Source organism: Chryseobacterium sp. Bi04 (assembly GCF_918698085.1).
Lineage (GTDB): Bacteria > Bacteroidota > Bacteroidia > Flavobacteriales > Weeksellaceae > Chryseobacterium.
The window spans coordinates 255,430-280,276 of sequence record NZ_CAKKLP010000006.1 but is presented as its reverse complement, the minus strand read 5'-3'; the positions used below and the strand labels follow the sequence as shown (position 1 = coordinate 280,276).

Below are 24,847 nucleotides of genomic sequence, written 5' to 3'. Positions count from 1 at the left end.
ATATAAATTTGTTGCTATATTTCTTTTTTAGACTATTAATAAGCAATTTTATACTTTGTAAATCAGTTTTTTGTTTTTGTAAATAAATAATGTTTTGTTAATTATTGAATATAATTCTTATTATTTATTTTGTTTTTATGTTTAGTGTTTAATTTTTTTCTAAATTTATTTAATTATTAATACTTGACATGAAAAAGAAAATCTTTAAAAAAAAAATCTATGCATTAGTTTTAAGCGGAGCTGGTACTATGGCATATGCTCAGGAAACTGTAAAAGAAAACAATATAGATGAAGTTGTGGTTACTACGGGGAGAACTAAGCCCAGGACCATAATTACCTCTGCAATTCCTATTGATAATATTTCAGCTGTACAGCTAAAATCTACAGGGCAGGTTACCTTTGATAAAGCTTTGACGTATGCTGTACCCTCTTTTAATTCATCACAGCAAACCGTTTCTGATGCAACAGCTCATTTTGATCCTGCAGATTTAAGAGGATTAGGGCCTTCCAGAACATTAGTTTTGGTGAATGGGAAAAGAAAAAATCAAAGTGCTTTAATTTATGTAAATGATACACCGGGAAAAGGTGAGGTAGGTACGGATCTGAAAAGTATTCCGTCTGCCGCTTTACAGAATGTAGAGGTATTGAGAGATGGTGCATCTGCACAATATGGTTCTGATGCTATTGCAGGAGTAATTAATATTATTCTTAAGAACAGTGTTGGAAAAAGTACAGTCAATCTTTTTTCAGGTATTACTTCAGAGGGAGACGGTTTTAATATCGGAGCAGATTTTAATACAGGCATCCGGGTTGCAAAAAATGGAAGTTTGAACCTTACATTGGGATATTCTTCCCAAAATAAAACGAACCGTGCAGGATCTACTACAAAAGATGAACTTTTTGGGGTAGAGAATGCCTGGACGCAAGCCAATCCTGGATTAGGAATGACTATAGGACAGCCAGAGACAAAAGTTGCCAATATGTTTGTAAATTTTGAATTGCCAACAGGTGAAACGGGCAAATTCTATGCTTTTGGAGGGACAACTTACAGGAATGGGACAAGCTATAGTTTGTATAGAACCCCCTATTGGGTAACTTCAGATTTTGGTTTATTAACTCCAAAAGGACAGCCTTATAATGGATTTCAACCAGAATTTAAAACAGATGTTTATGATTATAACTTAACCTCCGGGTGGAAAGGCATGTTTGGAAAATGGAGTTTTGATGGGAGTGCAACCTTTGGCTCTAATGCTGTAGATTATGTTGTAGGAAATACCATTAATACGTCTTTGGGTGCAAATTCACCAACCCGTTTTAAGGCAGGTGGACATCAGTTTAGTAATATTATAGGAAACATAGATATCAACCGAGATTTTGGTGCGCTTGTTTTAGGAGCTGGTGTTGAAGTACGCAATGAAAACTATCAGGCAAAGGCAGGAGAGGAAGCATCCTATATAGGAACTGGAGCAGAATCATTTCCAGGGCTGCAGCCTCAGAATGAAGTCAATGAAAATCGTCAGAATATTGGAGCTTATGTGAATGCTGAATGGGATATTACAAAAAACTTATTACTTGGAGGAACCGTGAGGTATGAAAACTTTAGTGATTTTGGAAATAATGTTTCCTGGAAAGGAAATGCAAGATATAAGTTGTTAGATGATAAATTAGTGTTCCGTGGGTCTGTTTCTACAGGATTCCGTGCGCCTTCATTACACCAAATTTATTATTCTAATGTTCAAACCAAAATTACAGGGAATACAGTAGCTAATCAGGGTACTTTTAATAATGACTCTCAAATTGTAAGATCTGATCTTGGGGTACCAAAATTAAATGCTGAAAAAGCCTTTAATATTACTGGAGGATTTGCCGTAAAACCTTTTAAAAACCTTACTATTACAGCAGATTATTATAGAATAAAAATTAAAGACAGAGTACTTTTCTCAGGAGATATTGGTTACAAAACCGGTGCTCCTGGTAGTCCGGATACAACAAACCCTGTGGAAGTAATATTAGACAATAATAAAATAACCTCCTTGAAGTTTTTCACCAATGCTGTAAATACAGTTACTCAGGGAGTAGATTTTGTAGCTAATTATTATACTTCTGCTATTGGTAAAGGAAGATTGGGAATTATTGCTGCTTTCAATTATAACGAAACTAAAATAGTAGATAATATTGCTGTTCCACTTATCTTGGCTGAAAATGGTTACTCAGAAAACTTTTTTGATAGAAAAGAACAATCCAGAATTACTTCTGCAAGGCCAAAAACAAAAACTATTCTTAGTCTTTCATATGACATTTCAAAGTTTAACTTTAATCTTAATAATACTTATTTTGGTTCTGTTACATGGCAGCATGCAGCTGATCCTGCCAAAGATCAGACATTTTCTGGTAAGGTCGTTACAGACATAGTTTTAACATATAAAATCACGAATGACCTTAAAGTTTCCGGAGTAGTAAATAATTTATTTAATATTTATCCGGATATAATAGACAGTAAAGGAGATATAGTAACAGATCTTGGAGGAAGGTTCAAATATCCTTGGGAGGTCAATCAGTTTGGATTTAACGGAACAATTTTTCAGCTCAATGTTAATTATACTTTTTAATCTATAAATAAGGGAATTAACATTTGCTTTGTCATGCTTAACAAAGAGTAAACCATATCGAAAGGTATAAAACCTACCTATGCAAATATTAACTGACATTAATTCCTAATGTCAGTTAATATTTTTTTCAGATAGAATAGGGATTTATTACTATGTTTTACTTTTCAAATTGTACAAAAAAAAGTATTTTAGTAGTATGAAAATTTATACAAAAACAGGAGATAAAGGCCAAACGGCACTATACGGCGGAACAAGAGTTTCCAAAGCGAGTGCAAGAGTGGACAGCTACGGAAATATAGACGAGTTGAATTCATTCATCGGAATTTCAAAAAGTCATATTGAGGATGAAGAGGTTCTAAGACAATTGAAAAAAATTCAATTTGATTTATTCACAGTAGGTTCTGAAGCTGCAACACCAGTGGATAAATTGATGCTGGCAAATGGAAAATCACGTCTTCCTATCATTATTTCAGAAACAGAAATTGAAGAACTGGAGCAGTGGATGGATTCTTTTGATGAAAAACTGGAACCGCTTCAGTATTTTATCCTTCCCGGTGGAGGAAAATCCGCCACTTTCTTACATGCAGCAAGAACCATCTGCAGAAGAGCGGAACGTTCATTGGTATTCTTAAATGAGGCTGAAGAAGTACGTCCTGAACTTATTAAATATTTAAACAGATTATCAGATTATCTTTTCGTATTGGCAAGATACATCTCAAAATTGAACAACGAACCGGAAGAATACTGGAACCCGAATGAGAGATAAAGTATTACTTTTCATCAATGGAGAGGCTCCGAAATCTTTACCCAATCCTGAAAATTATGGTTTAATTGCCTGCACAGACGGGGCTTTTCACTATCTTAAAAGAATGGGTTTTCCCTTAGATAAGCTAGATTTTATTTCAGGTGATTTTGATTCGCATTCGGGATCAGATGAAGATATGTATGAAGAGAAATTTATTCTCACATTGGATCAGGATAAAACAGATTTTCATAAGGCATTGGAAATTATTCTGGAAAAAGGATTTTCTGATATAGATGTTTTTGGGGCAAGTGGAGGAGAACAGGATCATTTCCTTGGAAACCTTAGTGTTGCTTATGCATTTAAAGACCGTATGAGCCTCAGGTTTTACGATGAGTTTTCAGAATACTATTTTATCCCTAAAAATTTCACATTGGAAGGAGTGAAAAATAAGATGATTTCTCTTTATCCTTTTCCGTCAGCAGGTAATATAACAACTACAGGACTGAACTGGCCTTTAACCAATGGAGATTTAAGCATTACTACAAGAATAGGAACCCGGAATTTTGCTGTTAAAGATGAAGTTTCAGTGCAATATGAGTCAGGAGATCTGCTCATTTTTGTAGGGAGTAATGAAATAGAATATCCTTCAATATAGTAAAGCAGTCTTTTTACCGATAATGGAAATGGGCTTTAGCCTGCTTACCCGTAAATAACCATTCCAAAGCGTTGGGTATTAAAGTTTAAAAATTTTTTGTAACTTTTGTGGTGAAACAAAAAAGAACTATTGAATAAGTTTATCAAAATATCACTGGTCAGTCTTTCATTATGCAGTGCTTTTTCCTGTAAAACACTGCATAATGAAACACCGGAGTATGGGAAAAATGAAACGGAGAAAGTTATCAAGATCAAAAAAGTGATTAACTTCCGGACAGTAGGAAATATTAAAAATACGGATGGCCGTACCTTAAAACATGGCTTTTTTTACCGAAGCGGGCATCTTCATCAGCTCAAAAAAAGCTCTTTTGATGACATTCAAAGCCTGGGAATAAAAGAAATTATTGACCTTAGAAATTCTAAAGAAATTGCTCAGAAACCGGATCATCTTCCGGCAGAAATTAAGTACAAGAATTATTCTGCCTTTGAAGACCAGGGCGATCAGCTGGATCAGGCTAAAAAACTGGTGTTAAAAGGAAAAGTAAACGGTTCTGATGCAGATAAAAGAATGGTAGATTTCTATCGGGAATATGTCACAGAAAATCCGGAAACGATAAAGACCATTATTACAGAGATTTTAGAATCTAATGAACCTGTTCTCTACCACTGCACTGCCGGGAAAGACAGAACGGGGATTACTACAGCCTTGATCTTAACGATATTGAAATTTGATAAGGAAACTATTTACAATGAATACCTTTTATCCAATACCTTTAGAAAAGATCTTGTTCAGAAAAGACTCCGGCTGGCCAATAATTTACATTTTCTTTATCCAAAAATGGACATAAAAGTCCTGGAAAAGCTGAGCTGGGTTGAAAAAGGATATCTTGATGCAGCTTTTGGGGAGATTAATAAAAAGTACGGCTCAATGGATGTTTACATTCAGCAGGCCTTAGGGATCTCTGAAGCAAAAAGGAAGGAATATATTGAAAAGTTTACGTATTGATTATCAGATAGAAAAATATTTAGAAGAGACGATCAGGGTATTATAGAAAATTATAATAAATTTAACGCCCAAAAATCAAACTTTTTTAGCAATTTTGCATTTCTTAATTCACTTGTTTAGAAATGAAAATAAAGTACTCGGAACTTATTGATCAGACGTTATATTTCCCTACAGAGGAGTTTAATGTTTCTGAGAACAATTTGTTGTTCCACGATGTTCCATTAATGGATGTCGTAGAGCAATTTGGCACTCCGCTAAAGATTAGCTATCTGCCGAGAATTTCTCAAAATATTCAGAAAGCCAAAAGCTGGTTTAAAGAAGCTTTTGAAAAAACCGGATATAAAAAGAATTACACCTACTGCTACTGCACAAAATCCAGTCATTTTAACTTTGTACTGGAAGAAGCCCTTAAAAATGAAATTTCTATAGAGACTTCTTCTGCCTATGATATGGATATTGTAAAAGCTCTTTATGAAAAAGAGAAAGTAGATAAAAATATTGAAGTGATCTGTAATGGATTCAAAACGGATGATTACCTGATGAAGATTTCAGAGATGATCAATAATGGTTTTGAAAATATTACTCCGATCCTGGATAACTACCGGGAGTTGGATAAACTTACGGAAAGTATAGATTCTACTTTTAATATAGGGATCAGAATAGCTTCGGAAGAAGAACCGAAGTTTGAATTTTATACCTCGAGACTAGGGATAGGATATAAAGATATTATTCCTTATTACAGCCAGAAAATTGCTGAACACCCGAATGCAAGATTGAAAATGCTTCACTTCTTCATTAATACGGGGATTAAAGATACTTCATACTACTGGAACGAACTGTACAAGTGTCTTCGTGTATATGCACGTTTGAAGAAAATTGCTCCTGAAGTGGATTCCCTGAATATTGGAGGTGGTTTTCCTATTAAAACTTCTTTGAATTTTGATTATGATTACCAGTATATGGTAGAGGAAATTGTTTCTCAAATCAAGAAATTCTGTGAAGAAGAAGGAGTGGAAGAACCCAATATTTATACTGAATTCGGAAGCTTTACAGTTGGAGAAAGTGGGGCGAACCTTTATAAAATTATTTCTCAGAAACGTCAGAACGACAGAGAAAAGTGGAATATGATCGACTCTTCTTTCATGACTACACTTCCTGATACCTGGGCAATTTCAAGACACTTCATTATGCTTCCGCTCAACCGTTGGGAAGATTCTTATGAAAGAGTATTCCTGGGAGGGCTGACATGTGATTCCGATGATTATTACAACTCTGAACAGCATACCAATGCCATTTACCTTCCTGTTTTCAGTGATATAAAACCTTTATACATAGGATTTTTCCATACCGGAGCTTATCAGGAAACCATTGGAGGTTACGGTGGGGTACACCACTGCCTGATGCCTCAGCCGAGGCACGTCCTGATTCAAAAGGATGAGAACGGTGAGCTGCAGTATGAAATTTTCCGTGAAAAGCAGGAGCCAGAAGATGTGTTAAAACTTCTTGGTTACAAATAAATCTGTTATCAATAAAAACAGGCTTTAAGCTCTTTTGCAAAAAACAATTGGCTCAGTTAAAACCTATATAAAGCAAAAGCTCTCAAAATTTTTGAGAGCTTTTTATTTTAGAAATATTTTGAAACTTTATCCAGTTCTAACTCTTCGTAATCGGAAACTACAGTATCCGCTAATGTATAATCCTGATTTTTAGAATGTGGACTTCTGTAAGCGGCACAGAAGATTTCAGCTCTGTGTGCAGCAAGAATTCCATTGGTAGAATCTTCAATTACCATACAGTTTTCTACTGGTTCACCTGCCATTTCTGCCGCCAATAAGAAAACTTCAGGATGGGGTTTTGATTCTTTTAAATCTGCACCACTGATCTTCCCACTGAAGTAATTTTCAAGTTCGAATTTATCAAAAACCATATTGATAGTCGTCATGGTTGCAGAAGAAGCTAAGATCAGCTTTATCCCGTTTTCATGGTAATGCTCAATCAGTTTTCTTACCCCCGGAATTAAATCAAATTCGTCATCGTTATAGAAATAATCCTTAAAATGGGATCTTTTGATCGCTGAAATAGCTTCATGGGTCTGGCTTAAATGATATTTCTTAATTAATGCTTCACAAACTCTTTTGGTAGAAGCTCCGGTAAAAGACGTATATAAATCTTCGGAAACTGCAATTTCCAATTCATCAAAGGTTTTGAAATAAGCTTTTCTATGCAATGGTTCTGTATCTACAATAACTCCATCCATATCGAAAAGAACGGCTTTTAAAGGCATATTTTGAAAGTTTTTACAAAAATAACTTTAAAAATTTAAACATTAAATGATTTCAGGATTTAAAACTTGGCATAAGGGTAAAATTCATAACAAATCACCAATTATTTATAACTCAACTACTATTTTGTATCTTTGCAGAATCTTTTTAATTTTTCAATCATTTAATTTTTTAATTAATAATTATATATGAAAACATACGCAGGAATTCCCGAAGAAAACGCAACGTTAGAGAATTCGAAAGTAATGTTGGTAACTGTTCCTTATGATGGAACTTCAACATGGGGAAAAGGAGCTGATAAAGGCCCTGAGTTATTCTTAGATGCTTCTGAAAATATGGAGCTTTATGATATTGAAACAGGAACTGAACCTTACCTTGAAGGAGTATATTTAGCGGGTGAAGTTTCTGAAAACTCCAGCCCTGAAGCCATGACAGAAGCTGTTTATCAAAAAACAAAAGAGCTTTTGCAACATGAAGGAAAAGTATTTACCCTTTTCGGTGGAGAACACTCTGTGTCTATCGGATCTATCCGTGCTGTAGGGGAGAAATATGAAAATTTAACTGTTCTTCAGTTGGATGCTCATACAGATTTACGTCCTGAGTTTCATGGATCAACTTCTAACCATGCTTGTGCTGTTTTTGAAGCGAATCAGAAACATAACTTAGTTCAGGTGGGAATCCGCTCTATGGATGCTGAGGAAGTTGAATATCTGCCTGAAGGAAGAGTATTCTTTGCTCATGAAATAGCGAACAATGAAAACTGGGTTAATGATGTATTGGAAAAAGTATCAGGAAATGTGTATATCACCATTGACTTAGATGCTTTCGACCCTTCTATTGCACCATCTACAGGAACTCCGGAACCGGGTGGATTACAATGGTATCCAACATTGGAATTATTAAGAAAAGTATTTGAAAAATGTAACGTAGTGGCCTTTGATATTGTAGAATTAATGGATTCTCCAATGGCTAAGCCAACAGCTTTCTTGGCGGCTAAGTTATATTATAAGATGCTTGCGTACAACAATATTTATAACAACAACTAAATTCCGCAAGAATCGGATTTTTTCTGCCGTATATTCTTAGGAAATTTGTGAGGTAAAACAGAATAAAAATGTCCACACAAAATCAAATAGATTATAACAGAATTGCCAAAGCGATAGAATATATCCAGAGCAATTTCAGGCTTCAGCCAAGTTTGGAGGAAGTGGCAGAGAATATTCACTTGAGTCCGGCCCATTTTCAAAAGATCTTTACAGATTGGGCAGGAACAAGTCCGAAAAAATTTTTGCAGTTCATCAGTCTTGAACATGCTAAAAATTTATTGAAGGAAGAAAAGGCAAGCTTATTTGACACCGCGTATGAAACAGGGCTTTCCAGTACCAGCAGGCTTCATGATCTGTTTGTGAAAATAGAAGGAATGTCCCCTGCGGAGTATAAAAACGGAGGGAAAAGTCTTGTCATTAATTATAGCTTTTCAGAAAGCCCATTCGGGAATATAGGAGTGGCTTCCACAGAAAAGGGAATCTGCTATATGGCTTTTGAAAACGATAAAGAATCAGTATTAGGGAATTTGAAACATAAATTTCCTAATGCTTCTTTTCTTGAAAAACAGGATACACTTCAGAAGAATGCATTGTCCATATTTGATAAAGACTGGACAAAGCTCAATACCATCAAACTTCATTTAAAAGGAACCGATTTTCAGCTTAAAGTTTGGGAAAGCTTATTGACTATTCCGATGGGGAAACTGTCTACATACGGTACTTTGGCTGAAAAGATTGGAAACCCAAAGGCTTCCAGAGCTGTAGGAACTGCCATCGGAAGTAACCCGGTAGCATTTCTTATTCCGTGTCACCGTGTTATTCAGTCTACCGGACATCTTGGCGGGTACCGATGGGGTAGTGAGAGAAAACAGATGATTGTAGGCTGGGAGAGCTCACAACTTTACTCCTAAGTGTTTTGGCCACCATAACCTATTTACAAAAACATTACGTAATTTGTATTAACAAAAACAAAAATCAATGCTCAGTCTCTTCGACGAAACACCGGATTATCCCTTAAGTCTCCTTCCACACGATGGAACTGCTCTTTACTATGGAAAAGTTTTCTCAAAACAGGAATCTGACTTTTACTACGACTATTTGTTCCATCAGATTCCCTGGGAACATGATGAAGCAATGATATTCGGAAAACTGATTTTAACCAAGAGAAAGGTGGCATGGTTTGGCGAGAAAGCTTTTGAATACACCTATTCAAAGAGAACAAAATATGCAAAATACTGGACCCCTGAGCTATTGGAATTAAAAAAGAAGTGTGAAGAAGTGACAGGTGAAACGTACAATTCATGCCTTCTTAATTTATACCATGACGGAAGCGAGGGAATGGCTTATCACAGTGATGGAGAAACCGACCTTAAGAAACATGGCGCTATTGCTTCTCTTACTTTTGGAGCGGAGAGAAAGTTTTTATTTAAACATAAAACAACAAAAGAAAAGGTGGAAATCTTCCTTGAACAGGGAAGTCTGCTGGTTATGAAAGGAACAACTCAGGATTATTGGCTTCACAGGCTTCCTCCAAGTACAAAAGTAAAAACACCCAGGGTGAATCTTACCTTCAGAACCATTGAAGATTAGAAAAAATCACACCTATTGATCAGATGCACAATATCAGCTCAATCTGCAGGTGATAAAAAATAAAAGCTGTTCGGACGAACCGCTTTTTCTCTTTATTTTAAAACCTCAGCTTCAATAGAGCTGTCATCATAAATTTTAATTAATGCCTTAGTATAATCTTCCTTAGTAGCAAAATTAGGATTATCCAGGAACTTCTGCGGATTAACAGCAAACAGAGGAAACCAGGTACTGCTGATCTGGATCTGGATCTTATGTCCTTTTTTGAAAGTATGAACCACATCCTGAAGCCTGAAGTTGACCGCTGTTTTCTGATTCGGAACTAAAGCTTCACCTTTTTCTCTTGTATTTCTGAATCTTGCCGGCATAATTTCACTTCTTACCATCTGATGGTAGTTTCCATAGATTACGCCGTCTTTCTTTTCAGCAGGTTTGAAATCTTCAGGGTATACATCAATCAGTTTTACCGCAAAATCGGCATCTGTAGAAGTGGATGCAATATTCAGTTTGGCCATAATCTCTCCGGCAAATGCAATATCTTCTGTCAGAACATCTGTAGTGAACGTCAGTACATCGGGTCTTCCTACTGCAAATCTCTGATCTTCCGACATATAATTTTTAGGCGTAAAGCCGTTAAAATCTTTTAAGTGATCGGAACTTAAAACCGGGTTTTCAGGATCACTGTAATATTCTGAATATCCTGAGCCGGAAGTTTTCTTTAAGGTTTTGTTCGATAAATAGAAATTAACTTTCTGTGCATTTTTAGGAGGATAAGAAGCAAATTCTTTCCATTCTTTGGCTCCGGTATCATACATTAAGGCTTCAGGAAGTTCTGCATCTTCTTTTGTATTTCCTTTCAGATAGTGGTTAAAGAATTTGGTCTCAATATTTTTCTCATAGTAAGTGGCAATGCTGTCTCCGAAATAGGTTTCACTGTGGAAATGTTTTCCCTGTTCCTGAGACCAGCCGCCGTGAGAGAAAGGCCCCATTACAATAGTGTTTTTCGCTTTTGGACTTGTTTTTTCAATTGTTTTGTAAATATTCAAAGGACCGGAAAGGTCTTCAGCATCAAACCATCCGCCCACGGTCATTACAGCATGGTTGATATTTTTCAGGTGAGGAAGAAGATTTCTCTTCTGCCAGAATTCATCATAATTGGTATGATTCATAATTTCGGTCATGAAGAAATTGTCTTTGTAATACTTTTCATAGCCATCTTTCAGGGTGCCAAGCTCTCTGTAGAACTTTAATCCGTCTTCAGAGGTTTGCTTAACGAAAGAATCCATATACCATGCTTTATTCTCTGCTTTTGTCTTTTGAACTCCAAAAACAGGGAATGTTCTGAAATAGCCCAGCATAAATCTTCCGTTATGAAGGAAATCGTCATTCCAGAAATCAGAAATCGGAGCCTGGGGAGAAGAGGCTACCAAAGCCGGATGTTGGGCCAATGTACCCACAGCAGTATAAAAGCCCGGATACGAAGTTCCAAACTGTCCTGCTTTCCCATTGTTATCTTTAACGTTTTTCAAAAGCCATTCTATCGTATCATAGGTATCTGTACTTTCATCCACATCTTTTTTTGTTTTACGCTCTACCTGAGGGGTCATATTGGTAAAAGTACCTTCGCTCATATATCTTCCACGGACATCCTGATAGACGAAGATGTATTTGTCTTTCATCAGATAGGAGTTCGGGCCTACCTTTGTTTTATATTCATTTTCTCCATAAGGAGCTACGCTGTAGCAGGTTCTCTGCATCAGGAAAGGATATTTGTTTTTATTTGAGATATCTTTCGGAATATAGACAGATGTGAAAAGTTTCACCCCGTCACGCATAGGAATATAAAATTCTTTCTTGGTGAAATTATCTTTAACGAAATTGTCTTTCTGTTCCGTTTTTTGAGCTTTCCCAAGAAAGAAAAAAAGAATACATAACACTGAAATATGGATTTTCATAAAAAAAATTTACGGCTAAATTAAAAATAAAAATAAAGCCACCATGTTTTATCTCAAGAATCTTCTTGAAAATACCCATCAATTCAGATATTTGCTGTGTTTATGGAAGGGGAAACTCAGTTCTTCAAGTGAGATGCTCATAAAAATCATATTTTTTTTAAAAAATACAATATTATTTATTTTTCGGTTTTTTACCTGCAAATTTATTAAGTTTCATACTCAGCGAAAACATAATATAGCGCTTTAGAATCAGATCTTCACGGTCTTCAAAATAAGAATCAGTGATCGTTCTCCTTACACTTTGATTTTGATTTAAGACATCATAAATTTTTACTTTTGCCGTCAGCTGCTTTTTGAAAAAAGAATATCCCAGACTGGTGTTCCAAAAATAGAAATCCTTTTTGAATCCGGGAGCAATATTGGAACTGGTATTGTACTCGAAGTCATTTCCGAAAACAAGCCTGTTTTGAAAGAGGTAGTTGGTAAGTTCCAGCTTTAAAGACTGATTCATTGTATTTACCTGGTCTATATTATAATTGGAATATTTTGAGAAATTATATCCAATTTTATAGGAGGGTTTAATACTAAACTTTTCCTTAATTTCAAAGCTCAGATTCAATCCCGGATTCATACTATATGAGTTGCTTTTAAAAGCCTGTCCATTGATAAAACCATTATTGTAGGTATAATTCATATTGAATCTTGGGCTAATGGTGAGTTTTTTGTCCTGCCACTTGAAAATCTTGGTTAAACCTGTACCAATGGTAACATTTTTATTTCCGCTTACATTATCATAAGTAACAATCTGTTTTCCGGCCTCATCATATTTGGTGTAATTGATGACGTCATTATTTCTGTAGGTAAAGCCTATATTGATATAGTAGTTGAAATTTTTGATAATATTAAACCTGTTAAAGGAAAGGTTAGTGTTAGTCATCCAGGTGTTTTTCAAATCAGGATTTCCTGTATAGGAGATCAGCGGATCGGATTCATCTTTATAAGGAGTCAGTTGTTCTGCCCCAGGAATATTGAAGCTTGAAGAATTGTATAAAGTAAGGTTTGTACGTTCTGAAAAAGTATACTGAAAATTTACTGTATATCTTGGAAGCACAAAATTTTTCTGAAGATCATATGACTGTCCTTTGAAAACAGAACTTACCTTCATATCTGAGATATCAAGATTTACACCGCTCCAGATATTATACTTCTTTTTGAAGAGAGAAAAAGAAAGCTCAGGAGAAACCTGGTTAATTCTTTGATTCATACTGTTTGAAAGCAGTGTATTGTATTTGGAATATTGTCCTGTAACAGGATCAAAATCACTGAAATCTCTCGAATCTCGTGACAATTTTGAACTGTATTCCAATTGAAGGCTTACCATTGCGGAATCTGAGATAGGTTCTGTATACCCTGCGCTGAAACTGTAATTGTTACTTTGTGATTTATTCTTCTGTAGCTGATCCCGGTTGTCTGTGGTAAGGCCGGATTCATTGTAGAATGTATTTTGCGACTGATTGATATTATCACTGTTGGACTCAGAAATACTGGTGTTGATGGTGGCCGAAATTGACCTTCCTTTTTTTCTTAAGTTTTTCGAAAAATAAATAGTAGGACTAAAAGCATTACTTTCTCCACGGGTACTGCTGGAAGATGTACTTTCATTAAGCAGCTTATCATCCCTTAAAGTGGATGACTGAGATCTGCTGAAGCTGAAATTTTCAGATTTTGAAAAAGATGGAGATATATAAATATTGGTCAGAGAATCCAGTTTTATCCGTGCTGAACTGTCAAAATTATATGCTCTGGATTCAGTGTCACCATTGCTTTCAGAATTGGTTTTGAGTGTATAGCTGGGAAGAAGGGTCGTTCTTGAAACTTTAGACCGGGTTTCCATAGTAGAATTGGAGTATTTTAGACTGAGATTATCCAGATCTGCATCTTTTCCGAGCTTATCATTGTAGTTAAGTCCAATAGTGGTAGATCTTTGAATCCCATTGCCACCTGTTTGAGTACCTGAGCCTCTGATACGGCCCATATTATCAAAAACATCATCAGCAGAAACGCTTTTCGAATTGATATTGTTGGAAGAAGCTAAAAGACTGATTTTAGTGTCTCCTTTAAAATAACTTAGAAGCGTACTGCCTTCATACCGCTTATCAGAGCCGTAGCCAAGGGTAATCCTTGAAAGAAATCCTTTGTTCTTCTTTTCATCAATAGTAAAGTTGATCGTAGTATTCTGAGATTTTGGAGGTTTCCCACTAAGCTCTTCTTCTTTTGTTTTTGTGGTGGTAAACTGAATATTTTTAATAATATCTGCCGGAAGATTCTGTAAAGCCATTTTACCATCTTTATCAAAGAATGGTTTTCCATTGACCATAACCTGATCTACATCTTTCCCATTAACTGTAATTTTATCGTCATTACCGACTTCTACTCCGGGAATTTGCTTTAAAAGCTCCAGAATTTTGCTGTCAGGGCGTACCTTAATCGCTGATGCATTGAATTCTATGGTGTCATTTTTTATTTTTACGGGAGAGACTGTAATTTTGACCTCATCAATATTGATCACGGCTTTTTTCTCAAGTTCTATAGTACCCAAAGATAAAGACTGGTCAATTTTTTCAAATTTCCTGGAATAGGAAAGGTTTCCAGCGTCAATTCTGAGAACAGACGGTTCTTTTGCCTCATCAATTTTTAATGAAAATTTTCCCTCCTTATTGGTAGCAGTATAATTGACAATAGATGAATCTTTTGTCTTCAGCAGATATACCGTTAGATTTTCTACAGGTTTTTTTTCCAGGTCCGATACTATTCCGTCAATATGCAGTTTCTGGGCATGTACAATCACGATATTGCATACGAAAAGCAATAGCAGTAAGATTTTCTTCATTTAGCTTTTTCAAAGGGTAAAAATAAAAAAACATCCCAATATAGGGATGTTTCTCAGTATATTTCTGAAATTAATTTTCGTAAAATTAAATTATGCTCTCAAATATCTTGAATACGCATATCCTTCCTGACCGTCAGCAGTTTTCACTTTCCACCAGTCGTCAGAAGTCTGCTCAATTAAAGTTACTGAAGAACCTTTTGCTGCTTTTCCTACAACAGCAGCTTCCGTAGAAGGCTCTTGTCTGATATTCAGGTTAGAATCCTCTGTTGCTATTGTCAGAGAAGCACCTGCAGCAAGACCTGCTACCTGTACATCAATATTGATATCTGAAGAAGAATAGGTAGAGTCAATAGCACCTAAAGCGTTCCATACTGCATCTTTTGCAGCGGTGCTTGAAGCATTTCCGGAAACATAAAGTATTCCGTCCTGCTCCTGAACCTGAAGGTTTGAAATTCCTGCAGACTGAGCTGCTGAAACTACACTTGAATATTTATTTTGTAATTCGCTCATCTTAAATTATTTTACAGTTAGGTTATTGTTATATTTTCCAATTTTCAGGGCATCTACAGATTCTTTGATCTTTCTTGCCTGTAAACCTGAAACATTTCCTGTAAGAGTAAGCTGTCCGTTTACAACTTCTACTTTTACAGTTGGAAAATCTTTTACAGCATCCTGAACTTTTTTCTGAACAGCAGGGTCTACAGCTGATGCAGTTTCCACTGGTGCTGCAGGCGCAGGTGCTGCTATAGTAGACATATCCATTACGTCTTTTACTCCACTGATCGCTTTTAATTGTGTGATCATTGCATCCTTAGACTGCTGATCTGCAAAAGTTCCGCTTAAGTGAGCTACACCTTCTTTTACTTCAACAGAAGCATTGGGATTAGAAGTTACTACAGTTGTAGCCTGAGTCTGAAGATCGGCATCAGATACTTTCTTTTTACAAGAAACTGCTCCGAAAGATACAGCTACAGCTAATGCAGCCATTGCGATAGTTTTTTTCATATTGTATATTTATTAATGTTGTTATACAATCAAATGTAATAATAAAATTTGTACCAAAAGAATAAAAAATCAATAAATGTTTCTTAAATTTTTTACAATATTTTATATATCAGGGATTTAATTTTAAACGTATAAATCTTTTCTAAGGTACTTCCGGTTAATTACAGAATGTTTTTTACTGTTCAACTATGGTAAGAGAATTATAGGCTCCGTTTCCTGAAATATCAAATTGGCTGACTGTTCCGTCAAATGCTACTGTAATCCAAACAAAAGGTCTTAATTTATCTCCTTTATTTAAATATACACTTACTGTACAAGCCGAGCCTACAGGTACTGCATTAGGGCTCCCTCCCGTATCGGAAGCATATCCGTTATTGGTTTTTACCCTTTGAGTGATAGTACCCGCCGGATTTCTAACTTCCCAAATGGCTTCTGTTTGATTGTTAGCCCCTGTATTCACCTGACTGGATTGTAATGCGTAAGTAAAAGTCGCAAAGTATACACCATCACGTGGTGCTATAAATTCACCTGTAGCCGGTGTAAAATTAGCCGTTGGTACCCCTGAATCAGAATCTAATTTTTCAGCCCAATTAGTTAAATAGGAAGATCTTCTTTGAACCACACCAGATTTAGTCCCTATTTCCGAAGGTACCGCACTTTCAAATACATAGGTATCCTGAGTAATCTTACTTGCCATTACGATAATACGGGGTTTTCCTTTAGGAAAAAAACTAACCCAACTGGAACCGTCGGAAAATTCTAAATAGCCTTTTACCCCAATGGCAGGACTTGCAACATATCGTAATGTGCCTGCGCCTGCCTCGGCAGCTGTTTTCGTTGTATTCCCGATAGCCACAGAGCCATTGGTACCACTGCGAAGATCCATGGCTACTTTTGGATTGGCAACGAGTACCCCCATTCTTCCGGAATTATCAACTACAATATTGCCTGCATTTGTTTTAATTTCTACAGGATTTGCCGGATTGGGTACTCCAATTCCTATTTGAGCATTGATACAGGTCACTGTAAGTGATACAGTAAGTAAAGTACTAATACATCTTTTTATTTTATTTTTTGATACCATCATTACCTGTTTTTTATAATTCGCTGATGCTTAAATTATTCAATTTGCTGTCATTTAGTGTGTTTCGCGCGCTGCCGATATTATGCCTTACGCTAAACTTTATAGTATCATCTTTCTTAAGATTGAAAATAGCATTACAATTTCCACTTATATAATTACTTACTGCACCAGCCTGAAAAGCAGGATAAGAATTTATTGTTTTAAATACCGGAATATTATTAGAGCTTTGGCTGCTTTCTATTGCCGTTTCTATAAATGTATTTTTAGGGATATTCCCATTAGCCAATGTGATGCTAAAAGAAACCAAATAGAACCCATCGCGTGGAGCTTTGAAAATTCCGCTGGAAGGATCGAAATCTCCGCCGGTACCAGCACCTAAATCAACTGTTTCTGCCCAACCGGTAATCACTGTTGATGTAGAAGTTGGAATGCTCTGGGTAGCGCTTTTATTAGCATTTACAAGGGCCTTAGTGGGAGGAGTAAGTGGTAATGCTATCCATTGCTCACCATCAGAATACTCTAAAAATCCACCGGAATTGTAACGTATAGCCCCTCCACCTGCTGCTGCAGGGCTTTGGGTATTAGTGCCCAGGCCAATAATTCTCTCGTTACCCGCAGATCGGAGGTCAACCTTAGTAACCGGATTTAAAAGGCCAACACCTAACTGCCCTGTTGATGTAACAACGATGTCATTAGATATTTTTGTGGCATCAGGTGCAGAGCCATCATCTTTTCCTGCGTCAATATGTAACGGTTGTGTAGGATTCGGAATAAAAAAACCTACCTGTGCACTTATTTTAATTATAGAGAAAAGTAAAGCACAAGTGAATAATTTATATATTATATTGATTTTCATACTCTATATCTTAATGTTCTATTATTGTTAAATTATTAAACCCATCATCTGGATTTGCAGGATTTGAAGAGTCAGTTGTAACCCTAAGAGGAATAGCACTTGAAGAAAGGTTTTGATATAATCTGACGCTCACCCTGGTTCCTGCATCCAACGTAAGAGTAACAGTACTTGATCCTCCAGCCTGTGTGGAGCGTGTAGCATTAGCATCATCAGATGAACCGGTCATAGATTGACCGAAAGTTTTATAGACACTCGCCAGAACGGTGCTTGTAGCAGGATTATAAAACTGGGATTCTACTCTGGAACCATCAGTAATAACAGTACCGTTAAAGTTAAATGTTAGTAAAAAAGTATAGGTTCCGTTACGGGGAGCAGTAAATTCTCCTGAACTAGGATTAAAGCTATTACTCATGTCGCGTACCTCATTCCAATTAATAATAGTGGTTGCCGAAGCTGTTGGTATTGATTGGCTTGCAATCTTACGAACCACTATCACTGCCTTTTGAGGGGCAACATAAGCTTTATGCCACACCGTACCATCAGAGACTTCAATTTTGGCTCCTACTGGTGTATTATTTACATCATAGCGTACGGCACCTGCACCTGCTGCGCTTGCCGGCATAGTGGTAGTACCTATACCCAGAGAATTTTCATTTGCCGCTGATCTCATATCTAGCTGAACCTGAGGAGTAAGAACTCCCGCTCCAATAAAGCCCGTTGCTTTATTTATGATAATATCATTGGAAAGCTGTGTGGGTGTTGGTATTCCTGAAGTTGGATTATCCTTGGCTCCGTCTACGTGAAACATTCCTTGTGGATTATTTGTTCCTATACCAATTTGTGCATTAAACACATTTATAAAAAAACAAAAGGGAAGTAGCAATATTTTGCGTGTTTTTTTTTCCATATTCTTGTGTAAAATTTGAAGTAATTAATTAAATTTAATAGGTTGTTAATCATTACTTATCAACCAGTTTATTTTAAAAATTTTATAAACTGGTTTTAAAAATCAAAAAATGTACATTAATCTGATGAATAATATTTTGATTTAATTGATGCAATACCTTTAAACTATTGCATTAGAGGGAATACGCAAAGTTTAAAGGTTAAAATTAATTGTACAGCATGTTCTTAAAATCAGATATGGTACTCATCGTAATAAATTTAATTTCTTGTAATTAATGTGTTTTTAGAATCTTTTCAATGTAAACGTTGTGTTCTAACTGTTTTGTAATATATTTTATGCAAAACTGATGATTTTTTGCAGTCAATCAAAAAATAGTGAATCGATATATTTCGAGATACTTGTAGATTTTAGTACTGAAATAATATCCTTTTAGTTGACTGATGATTAGTTGAATACATTATGACCAATCTTTTCTTTTTTATATTTCCTGAATAGCCGAAAGGTTATTAAAATCCTCCCCAAAAATTAATCCGTTTTGAAGAAAATCTTATGCCAACTGAAAAACCATTATATTTGCGCAAATTGAACTATATATGAAAGGACAGAATAAACTTTTTATAGCAATTATCATTGCACTTATCCTGGGAGTAGGAATTGGAGGAATAGTACATGTAAAATATCCGGAAAGTGCGGAACCTTTTTCCAAGAATATAAAATTATTGGGAACTGTTTTTATCAGATTGGTACAGATGATCATTGCACCACTGGTATTTACCACTCTGGTTGTTGGGATAGCCAAAATGAGTGATATCAAAATGATTGGAAGGGTAGGAACAAAAGCCATGCTTTGGTTTATTTCTGCTTCTCTGGTTTCCCTTTTTATAGGGCTGATGCTGGTAAACTGGCTGGAACCGGGGCATGTTACAAAGTTGCCTATCCAGGACGTTGCTTCTGCTGAAGACCTTCTGAAAAGCAGTAAAAGTTTTTCTATGGAAGACTTTGTGAAACATATGATTCCTAAAAGTTTATTCGAGGCTTTTGCAACCAATGAAGTATTGCAGATTGTAGTATTTGCTATCATGTTTGGTGTGGCTTTGGCCAATCTGGGCGAAGAATATGCTCAGCCTGTAGTTAAACTTTTCGATATTATTGCCCACGCTATCCTTAAAATGGTGGGATATATCATGTGGTTTGCTCCTTTTGGAGTATTAGGAGCTATTGCAGCGGTAGTGGCTACCAATGGATTTGAAATATTTAAAGTCTATGCCATTTACTTAAGAGACTTCTTCTTTGCATTAGGAGTTCTATGGCTGGTTCTTTTACTGGTAGGGTATCTGATCTTAGGAAACCGTCTTTTCGATTTGTTGAAAAGAATTAAAGAGCCTTTATTGATTGCGTTTTCTACCACAAGTTCGGAAGCTGTATTCCCAAAATTGGTGGAAGAGCTTGAAAAATTCGGATGTAACAGCAGAGTAGTATCTTTTATTCTGCCTTTAGGATATTCTTTCAACCTGGATGGAAGTATGATGTATATGACATTTGCCTCTATCTTCATTGCCCAGATCTACGGAATCGAAATGACACTGGGACAGCAAATCACGATGCTGTTAGTATTAATGCTTACTTCAAAGGGAATTGCCGGTGTTCCAAGAGCTTCACTGGTGATTATTGTGGCCACCTGTTCCATGTTTGGTATTCCACCGGAAGGGATTGCTTTAATTCTGCCAATTGACCACTTCTGTGATATGGGAAGAAGTATGACAAACGTATTAGGAAATACGCTGGCTACTTCTGCAGTCTCTAAGTGGGAAGGACAGCTAACTGAGCCCTTAGATAAAATTTAAAGATTTATCAATGAGTTTAAAAAACTTAGAAATATATAAAAGCCATATTCTTGAATATGGCTTTACTGTTATAAACACTATTTTTTCAGAGGAGGAAGTTGGCGAAATAATCAATGTTCTCAACAACATAGACACCTCAAGAGAGAACTTCAGAAAATCTGAAGACCTGTTTGCCATAAGACAGTTTTTAAAGGAACTTCCGGAAATTAAAGACCTCATCTTTAATGAAAATATTAAAAGAGTAGTTAATGAAATCTTTGGCGGAAAATATTTTGTGGTAAAAAGCATTTATTTTGACAAACCTGAAACCTCCAACTGGTACGTGGCCTATCATCAGGATCTCACTATTTCTGTGGATAAAAAACTGGAATTACAGGGGTTTGGACCCTGGACTACAAAACAAAATCAGTTTGCCGTTCAGCCTCCGTTGAATATTTTAGAAAATATCTATACCCTCAGGATTCATCTGGATGATACGGATGAAAATAATGGAGCCCTAAAAGTGGTTCCAAAATCCCATTCCAAAGGAATTTACAGACCTGAAACAATTGATTGGAATGTAGAAACTGAAGAAATAGGCAATGTGGAAAAAGGGGGGATTATGATTATGAAACCTCTTACCCTTCATGGTTCCAACAGGACAACCAACGGAAGGAAAAGAAGAGTGATACACATAGAATTTTCTGACATGGAACTTCCGGAAGTCCTGCAATGGTCTGAAAGAATGAATTGATAAAAAACAACCCCTCTTCAAATTCTTAAGAGGGGTTGTTTAGCTCTAATCACTGTACACTACTTCACTGTCAGGGTCTTCAATACTTTCCTTATCGTAACAGAAAAACAGTAGAAATTCTTTTTGTTCAGCTTCTGATGAAGTCCTTGATACGTCAACTTTAAATTTCGTTTTCAGAATATTTTTGATAGTTTCCTCTTTACTGCCAAAACCTGCAATAGGTGTAACTTCCTGAATTTCGGATAAATTATTCACTTTTACTTTATAAACTGCAAATTGCTGCTTTGGGCTGAAATCGCTGATCTTAGATAAATCAGATTTATTACCGGTTGGAGTTTTCTCGTAGCAGGTAGCAAACTGCAGATCTTGAAAACCTGATTTATTTTCTTCTAAATAAGAAATCTTTTTACCCAAATGTTCAAACCTTGAATGCTCATTTTCTGTTGCTATATTTTGTAGTTTAGACTTTGGAGTACAAAATGTGACGAAATGATCATTACCGGATTTATCTAAAAAGATCAGGTATCTTTCTTTAGGTTTAAGATTCATTTCACATGCTGCAGATGATGATTTTCCAATCACCCCGCTTACCCTGATTGTTTTGAATGCTTTTCCCTTAAAAACTTTTTCGAACTGAATATCAGCTTTATACATTCTGTATTCTTTACTTTGACCATATACTTTTACTATTTTGATAACACCTATTACATCAGCATCCTGATAGTTTTGAGAAAGGGACATGCCCATACAGCTGCAGGCAGATACTTTTGCAATACTTAAAAGTAAAAAAATAAATAACGATAGTTTTTTCATTGATAGTATAGTTTTATTTTGCGGAAATTTCATCAATAAAAATATAAGCCTCACCTCCGGCTCCCTGATGCCATTCCGGAAGTTTTCCGGAATAATAAGCTTTTACTTTGAGATATCTGGCTTCGGTAGGAAGTATTTCCGTTGTAAAGTCTTGTATCTGAACTTTTTCATCTTTAGGATCGATCATATTATCTATTGTTTTCAAAAGAATAAAGTCTTTACCGTTCATGGAGACATAATATTCTACTTTTTTGGGCATCAGGATCCAGGCTTTACTGTCCTGAAGATAGGTAGAAGATAGCTTTGTGATCTGCTGAGGAGATTGGAAATCAATAATTGCTTCAAAATTCTGCCCCTGATATCCATGCCATTCCCCTTTTCGCCAGTTGATATCCCCTCTTATTCCATCAATTAATGCCAGTTTTCCATTAGCTGTATACTGAGGAGTAGCTTTTGAAAGGATGTTGATATCCCAATAATTCGGTCTTCTGTTAAAATTGGCTACTGTCGCAGAGCTTTTCTCACCATTTTTCTCGGCATAAGCGATAACCTGAGTCGTTTTCGTGATAGAGAAAGGTCCTTTATAAGGAATGAATGTTTTTCTTTTATTGGCTTCACTTTCATCCATAGTCATATAATACACTTTATCACCGGGGTGTAATGGAGTAATCTCAACCTTTGTGGAAAAGTCAAAAATACGGTCAGCTGAAATGATCGGGGAAGCTGTAATCTGATCATATTTGAAATCTTTAAATGATTTTACATTCTCAAATCCCAGTTTTTTAAGTGCTGCCTTACCTGTATTTTTAGTAATGGTTTTCGTAGTTCCGTCTTCAAGATGAATGGTAACCTCATCAAAATAAGGAGTAGTGGTTTCCCATTCGGGTAATCCCGGGGTTACAGCGTAAATTCCCATTGAGCTTAGCACATACCAGGCACTCATCTGACCGCAGTCTTCGTTTCCAATAAGTCCGTCCGGTGTATTTTTATAGAAATTATCAAGGATGTATTTAATTTTAGCATCTGTTTTTTCAGGTTTATCTACAAAATTGTAGAGATAAGCAATATGATGACTCGGTTCATTTCCCTGCGCATACTGGCCCATTAACCCTGTAATGTCTACCTGCTCTCTGCCTGTTGTTTTATCCGGAGCGGTGAAGATGGCATCAATGAACTTTTCAAATTTCTCCTTTCCGCCATGAGCTGCAATAAGACCCGGAATATCCTGTTGCACGGAATACGAATAATGCCATGAATTTCCTTCCGTATAATTATTGTTTACCTCTCTCGGATCGAAAGGTTCATACCATTTTCCATTCTTTCTGGGTTGCATAAATCCGTTCGTAGGATTATAGAGGTTTTTCCAGTTTTGAGAACGTTTCATGAAATACTGATAATCTTCTTTCTTACCCAAAATTTTAGCCATTTGGGCAATACACCAGTCATCATAGGCATATTCTACCGTTTTGGAAACACTCTCAGACTCATCATCGATGCTGATGTAATTATTATGCTTGTAGGCATTCAACCCAAAAATATCCAGCATCGCAGAATTTTTAGACGCCAGAAAAGCTTTTTCGTAATCAAACCCCTGGATTCCTTTAGCCATAGCATCGGCAATTACAGAAACAGCATGATAACCGATCATGCATTCCGTTTCATTGGAAGACAGTTCCCATACAGGAAGTTTTCCTCCCTGTTCAGATTGTTTGACGAAGGTATTGACGAAATCGGCAGTTCTCTTTCTGTCGATTAAAGTCATCAGAGGATGTGCTCCCCTGAAGGTATCCCAAAGCGAAAATACAGTGTAGTAATCGAAGTCTTTGGCTGTGTACAATTTATTGTCACGGCCTCTGTATTTTCCATCAGCATCCATATTGATATTAGGCTGTGTGAAAACATGGTACAATGCCGTATAAAAAACAGAAAGTTTGTTTTTATCATCAGACTTTACCTCTATTTTTGAAAGCTCTTTGTCCCAATCCGTTTCAGCCTGTTTTTTTACTGTTTCAAAATCATTCGTCTGTCCTTCTGCCAGCATGTTTTTTTCTGCCCCTTCATAGCCTGTAGGAGAAATGGAAACTTTTATATTGATTTTTTCTCCTTTTTTAACATCAGCAGAAAAGGCCAACGCCAGTTTTGTTCCGGTATACAGGTTGGCTTCCTGTTTTCCGTTAACTTCCTTCTTAGAGATTTTCACAGGCTTAGAAAATTCAATTCTGGAGTAGATATACTGATTGGTTGCCCAGGCTTCACTTCTCCTGAAAACTTCAATGGTTTTATTGTCAATGATTTTTACTTCACCTTCCAGTAACTTGTCTCTATGGTTGAGGTCCAGAATAATATTAGCATTTCCGGCATTATTGAAAGTATACTCATGGTAACCAACTCTTTTGGTCGTGGTAAGGCGGACGTTGATGTTGTTCTTATCTAATTTTACAGTATAGAATCCGGCAGTAGCTTTTTCGTTCTTATGTGAAAATTTTGAAGAATAGTCTTTACTATTCAGACTCGGATTGCCCATCGTAGGCATGAGCATAATATCTCCGTAATCAGAAACCCCGGTTCCATTCAGGTGAGTATGGGAAAAACCATAGATCACCGAATCCGAATAATGATATCCGCTGCATCCGTCCCAGCTTCCGTCTATTCTGGTATCCGGAGAAAGCTGTACCATCCCGAAAGGAACTATAGCCCCGGGAAATGTATGACCATGACCTCCTGTTCCTATAAACGGATTGACATACTGTGAATAGTTCTGAGCGGAAATAAGCTGGGTCATAAATAAAGAAAACGTGATGAGCCTTTTTTTCATATTCTAATTTTATAAT

General features: G+C 36.3%; 20 protein-coding genes. 10 read left to right on the top strand and 10 right to left on the bottom strand.

From position 1 onward, the window contains the following. Positions 1-188 precede the first annotated feature (188 nt). The 5 genes from LQV47_RS12410 to LQV47_RS12390 all read left to right on the top strand — a co-directional run bounded on the left by LQV47_RS12410 (position 189) and on the right by LQV47_RS12390 (position 6,531). Positions 189-2,609 (top strand): TonB-dependent receptor, encoded by a 2,421-nt coding sequence (locus LQV47_RS12410; protein WP_230037306.1) that lies wholly within the window; start codon positions 189-191, stop codon positions 2,607-2,609. 196 nt (positions 2,610-2,805) lie between these two features. Continuing rightward, positions 2,806-3,375, top strand: a complete 570-nt coding sequence (locus LQV47_RS12405) for a cob(I)yrinic acid a,c-diamide adenosyltransferase (protein WP_230037304.1) — start codon at positions 2,806-2,808, stop codon at positions 3,373-3,375. Continuing rightward, positions 3,365-4,009, top strand: coding sequence for a thiamine diphosphokinase (locus LQV47_RS12400; protein WP_230037302.1), 645 nt, complete (start codon positions 3,365-3,367; stop codon positions 4,007-4,009). Before LQV47_RS12405 ends, LQV47_RS12400 begins: the two co-directional genes overlap by 11 nt. Positions 4,010-4,138: 129 nt before the next feature. Continuing rightward, complete coding sequence (locus tag LQV47_RS12395) at positions 4,139-5,014, top strand: tyrosine-protein phosphatase (RefSeq protein ID WP_230037300.1); 876 nt, start codon at positions 4,139-4,141, stop codon at positions 5,012-5,014. Positions 5,015-5,136: 122 nt separating this feature from the next. Further along, on the top strand, positions 5,137-6,531 hold the full coding sequence (locus tag LQV47_RS12390; RefSeq protein ID WP_230037298.1) for an arginine decarboxylase: 1,395 nt from the start codon (positions 5,137-5,139) through the stop codon (positions 6,529-6,531). Between the two features lie 107 nt (positions 6,532-6,638). On the opposite strand, the gene LQV47_RS12385 is transcribed toward LQV47_RS12390, so the two are convergent. Beyond that, the gene (locus LQV47_RS12385; RefSeq protein ID WP_230037296.1) at positions 6,639-7,298 is read right to left on the bottom strand and encodes an HAD family phosphatase; all 660 of its coding nucleotides are present in this window, start codon (positions 7,296-7,298) and stop codon (positions 6,639-6,641) included. Between the two features lie 186 nt (positions 7,299-7,484). Here LQV47_RS12385 and speB point away from each other — a divergent pair, with 186 nt between their 5' ends. The 3 genes from speB to LQV47_RS12370 all read left to right on the top strand — a co-directional run bounded on the left by speB (position 7,485) and on the right by LQV47_RS12370 (position 9,932). Beyond that, on the top strand, positions 7,485-8,342 hold the full coding sequence (gene speB / locus LQV47_RS12380) for an agmatinase (RefSeq protein WP_230037294.1): 858 nt from the start codon (positions 7,485-7,487) through the stop codon (positions 8,340-8,342). Between the two features lie 68 nt (positions 8,343-8,410). After that, a complete protein-coding gene (locus LQV47_RS12375) occupies positions 8,411-9,253 on the top strand; it encodes a methylated-DNA--[protein]-cysteine S-methyltransferase (protein ID WP_230037292.1) in 843 nt (280 codons plus the stop codon). 67 nt (positions 9,254-9,320) lie between these two features. Further along, positions 9,321-9,932 carry an alpha-ketoglutarate-dependent dioxygenase AlkB gene (locus tag LQV47_RS12370; RefSeq protein ID WP_230037291.1) on the top strand — a complete coding sequence of 204 codons (612 nt, stop codon included), beginning with the start codon at positions 9,321-9,323 and terminating at the stop codon, positions 9,930-9,932. A gap of 92 nt (positions 9,933-10,024) precedes the next feature. Here LQV47_RS12370 and LQV47_RS12365 read toward each other — a convergent pair whose 3' ends face one another. The 7 genes from LQV47_RS12365 to LQV47_RS12335 all read right to left on the bottom strand — a co-directional run bounded on the left by LQV47_RS12365 (position 10,025) and on the right by LQV47_RS12335 (position 18,572). Continuing rightward, positions 10,025-11,884 (bottom strand): CocE/NonD family hydrolase, encoded by a 1,860-nt coding sequence (locus LQV47_RS12365; protein WP_230037289.1) that lies wholly within the window; start codon positions 11,882-11,884, stop codon positions 10,025-10,027. A 172-nt stretch (positions 11,885-12,056) separates the two neighbouring features. Next, positions 12,057-14,774: an outer membrane beta-barrel protein gene (locus LQV47_RS12360; protein ID WP_230037286.1), complete on the bottom strand. Its 2,718-nt coding sequence runs from the start codon at positions 14,772-14,774 to the stop codon at positions 12,057-12,059. Positions 14,775-14,864: 90 nt separating this feature from the next. Then, the gene (locus tag LQV47_RS12355) at positions 14,865-15,284 is read right to left on the bottom strand and encodes an SH3 domain-containing protein (protein WP_230037284.1); all 420 of its coding nucleotides are present in this window, start codon (positions 15,282-15,284) and stop codon (positions 14,865-14,867) included. Between the two features lie 6 nt (positions 15,285-15,290). Then, the gene (locus tag LQV47_RS12350; RefSeq protein ID WP_230037282.1) at positions 15,291-15,779 is read right to left on the bottom strand and encodes a BON domain-containing protein; all 489 of its coding nucleotides are present in this window, start codon (positions 15,777-15,779) and stop codon (positions 15,291-15,293) included. 175 nt (positions 15,780-15,954) lie between these two features. Continuing rightward, on the bottom strand, positions 15,955-16,866 hold the full coding sequence (locus LQV47_RS12345; RefSeq protein WP_230037280.1) for a hypothetical protein: 912 nt from the start codon (positions 16,864-16,866) through the stop codon (positions 15,955-15,957). A gap of 10 nt (positions 16,867-16,876) precedes the next feature. Then, positions 16,877-17,719 (bottom strand): hypothetical protein, encoded by an 843-nt coding sequence (locus tag LQV47_RS12340; protein WP_230037278.1) that lies wholly within the window; start codon positions 17,717-17,719, stop codon positions 16,877-16,879. A gap of 10 nt (positions 17,720-17,729) precedes the next feature. Beyond that, positions 17,730-18,572: a hypothetical protein gene (locus LQV47_RS12335; RefSeq protein WP_230037276.1), complete on the bottom strand. Its 843-nt coding sequence runs from the start codon at positions 18,570-18,572 to the stop codon at positions 17,730-17,732. A 647-nt stretch (positions 18,573-19,219) separates the two neighbouring features. On the opposite strand from LQV47_RS12335, the gene LQV47_RS12330 reads away from it, so the two are divergent. Together LQV47_RS12330 and LQV47_RS12325 are read left to right on the top strand one after the other, a co-directional pair. After that, positions 19,220-20,470: a cation:dicarboxylase symporter family transporter gene (locus LQV47_RS12330; RefSeq protein WP_230037274.1), complete on the top strand. Its 1,251-nt coding sequence runs from the start codon at positions 19,220-19,222 to the stop codon at positions 20,468-20,470. Positions 20,471-20,480: 10 nt separating this feature from the next. Beyond that, positions 20,481-21,203: a phytanoyl-CoA dioxygenase family protein gene (locus LQV47_RS12325; RefSeq protein WP_230037271.1), complete on the top strand. Its 723-nt coding sequence runs from the start codon at positions 20,481-20,483 to the stop codon at positions 21,201-21,203. Between the two features lie 45 nt (positions 21,204-21,248). Here LQV47_RS12325 and LQV47_RS12320 read toward each other — a convergent pair whose 3' ends face one another. Together LQV47_RS12320 and LQV47_RS12315 are read right to left on the bottom strand one after the other, a co-directional pair. Further along, on the bottom strand, positions 21,249-22,016 hold the full coding sequence (locus LQV47_RS12320) for a hypothetical protein (protein ID WP_230037269.1): 768 nt from the start codon (positions 22,014-22,016) through the stop codon (positions 21,249-21,251). A gap of 13 nt (positions 22,017-22,029) precedes the next feature. Continuing rightward, complete coding sequence (locus LQV47_RS12315; RefSeq protein WP_230037267.1) at positions 22,030-24,831, bottom strand: GH92 family glycosyl hydrolase; 2,802 nt, start codon at positions 24,829-24,831, stop codon at positions 22,030-22,032. Positions 24,832-24,847: the final 16 nt, after the last annotated feature.